The sequence below is a fragment of the Microbacterium sp. genome (assembly GCF_031178525.1).
Lineage (GTDB): Bacteria > Actinomycetota > Actinomycetes > Actinomycetales > Microbacteriaceae > Microbacterium.
In genome coordinates this window covers 1-2391 of record NZ_JAPSJA010000334.1, presented here as the reverse complement: position 1 = coordinate 2391, position 2391 = coordinate 1, and the positions used below count along the sequence as shown (strand labels likewise).

The 2391-nt window shown below is 72.4% G+C and carries 3 protein-coding genes and 1 pseudogene; all 4 read left to right on the top strand.

Annotated elements, in window-relative coordinates; genetic code table 11:
* Positions 1–320, top strand: a pseudogene (locus RIF89_RS14015) (hypothetical protein); the annotation flags it as partial.
* Complete coding sequence (locus RIF89_RS14010) at positions 304–1347, top strand: HAD-IIA family hydrolase (RefSeq protein ID WP_309069695.1); 1044 nt, start codon at positions 304–306, stop codon at positions 1345–1347. The pseudogene RIF89_RS14015 and the gene RIF89_RS14010, both read left to right, overlap by 17 nt.
* A gap of 29 nt (positions 1348–1376) precedes the next feature.
* Positions 1377–1538, top strand: a complete 162-nt coding sequence (locus tag RIF89_RS14005) for a hypothetical protein (protein WP_309069694.1) — start codon at positions 1377–1379, stop codon at positions 1536–1538.
* Positions 1535–2335: a TlyA family RNA methyltransferase gene (locus tag RIF89_RS14000; RefSeq protein ID WP_309069693.1), complete on the top strand. Its 801-nt coding sequence runs from the start codon at positions 1535–1537 to the stop codon at positions 2333–2335. The genes RIF89_RS14005 and RIF89_RS14000 overlap by 4 nt, the downstream gene beginning before the upstream one ends.
* The last annotated feature ends 56 nt before the right edge of the window (positions 2336–2391 follow it).

The following is a 2391-nucleotide window of genomic DNA, read 5'->3' as shown; positions in this document are numbered from 1 at the left end:
ACGAGCCGGTGGCGGAGGAGGACGAGCCGGTGGCGGAGGAGGACGAGGCGTTCACGGTCGAGGACGAGGTCGCGGAGATCCTTGCGGAGATCGACGCCGAGCCCGAGCCCGCCGCCGACGCGGAGCCCGTGGCCGAGGTCGAGCAGGGCGCCGAGGCGGAGATCGACGCTGAGCCGGAGTCCGCCGTCGAGGCAGGGTCCGCTTCCGACGCCGAGCCCGCCGTCGAGGCGGAGTCCGACACCGAGCAGCACGACCCCGCGGACGGCGCGCCGTCGCGGCGCGACGATGGCGAGGCCCGTCCCGATGGCGCTCTTCTCTAAGCGTTCGGCGGCACGCACACCGCTGGACGGTGTCGACGTGGTGCTCGCCGACCTCGATGGTGTCGTCTACGCCGGTCCGGGCGCGCTGCCGCATGCCGTCGAGAGCCTCAACCGCGCCGCGTCCGAGGGGCGACGGCTCGGGTACATCACGAACAACGCCTCGCGGACGGATGCCACCGTCGCCGCGCATCTTGTCGAGCTGGGCCTTCACACGCGGCCCGACGAGGTCGTGACGAGCCCGCAGGCGGCCATGCGCCTGCTGGCTCAGCGCATCGCGCCCGGCTCCAGAGTGCTGGTCGTCGGCGGCGAGGGGCTCGTGGTCGAGGTCGAGAAGGCCGGCTTCGTGGTCACGCGCAGCGCGGAGGACGAGCCTGCGGCCGTTGTGCAGGGGTTCGCGCCCGAGGTCTCATGGACCCAGCTGGCCGAGGCGGCGTTCGCGCTGCAGGTGCCGGAGGAGCAGGGCGGCATCCCGTGGATCGCCACGAACACCGACTGGACCATTCCGCAGGCGCGCGGGATCGCCCCGGGCAACGGCACGCTCGTGTCGGCCGTCCACACGGCGGTCGGTCGCCTCGCGACCGTGGCGGGCAAGCCCGAGGCGCCCATCTTCCACGAGGCCGTCGCCCGCTTCGGCGCCCGGTCGCCGCTGTTCATCGGCGATCGGCTGGACACCGACATCCTGGGGGCGAATCGCGCGGGCGTGCCGTCGGCGCTCGTGCTGACGGGCATCGACCGGCCGAAGCACGTGCTCGCGGCGCCGCCCGACAGCCGCCCGACCTACATCGTCGCCGACCTGCGAGAGCTGTTCGAACCGTACCCCGAGGCGCGCGTCAAGGGCGACACCGTCTGGGTGCGCGACGCGGCCGTCCGGATCGAGGGACCGGATGTGCGGGTCGTCGCGGAAGGCGCTCAGATCGACCTGCTGCGGGCCGCCGCGAAGGCGATCTGGGACACGGGGCGCCAGATCTTCGGCTTCCGCGTTCCCGAGCGGCTGTATGCGGACCCGTTCCGCACGCCTCGCCGCTGACGACCGCCCCACGACGTACGCTGGACGACGTGAGCGACACGACGGATGACGGCGGCGAGGGCCTCGTGAGCCGGGTGCGCATCATCGAGGGCCAGCCGCTCGCAAGCCGCGCCGCGGCGTACGCGAGCCTGCACGACGAGCTCGCGCGGCGCCTCGACCAGGCTCCGCCGGAGCCGGCGCCCGGCGGATGACGCAGCGCCTCGATGCCGCGCTCGCCGCGCGTGGTCTGGCACGTTCGCGCACGCATGCCGCGACGCTGATCGAGGAGGGGCGCGTGGAGGTCGCCGGACGTGTCGCGGTCAAGGCGTCCATCAAGGTGGACGACTCGGCGGACATCACCGTCACGGCGCAGGACCACTACGTCAGCCGCGGCGCACACAAGCTGATCGGCGCGCTGGACGGCTTCGGAATCGAGGTGGCCGGACGCCCTGCTCTCGACATGGGCGCGTCGACGGGCGGGTTCACGCAGGTGCTGCGGGAGCGTGGCGCAGATCCAGTCATCGCGGTCGATGTGGGACACGGTCAGCTGGCGCCGCAGATCGCGATCGATGCGGGCGTGCACGCGGTCGAGGGATTCAACGTCCGCTACATGACGCCCGAGAATCTGGCGTCCGCGAGCGGGGTGAGCGCGGCACCGTCGCTCGTCACGGGTGACCTGTCCTTCATCTCGCTCACGCAGATCCTGCCCGCTGTCGCGCAGGTCCTTGCGCCCGCCGGCGATGTCGTGCTGCTCGTGAAGCCGCAGTTCGAGGTGGGAAGGTCGAAGATCGGCGGCGGAGTGGTGACCGATGCGGGTCTGCGCGCGGACGCCGTCTTGGAGGTGCTGTTCAGCGCGCATGATGTCGGCCTCAACACGCAGGGCGTGCTGCCCTCTCCGATCCGGGGAATGCGCGGCAACGTCGAGGCGCTCGTGCACCTTGCGCCGGGTCCGGTGTCGGATCCGACTCAGTGGAGGGCGGCCGTCCACCAGGCGGTCGACGGCCGGTGACTCTCTCCGACGCAGCGCCACCGTCGGAACGGGCTGTGGCCCGGTGAGTGCGACCG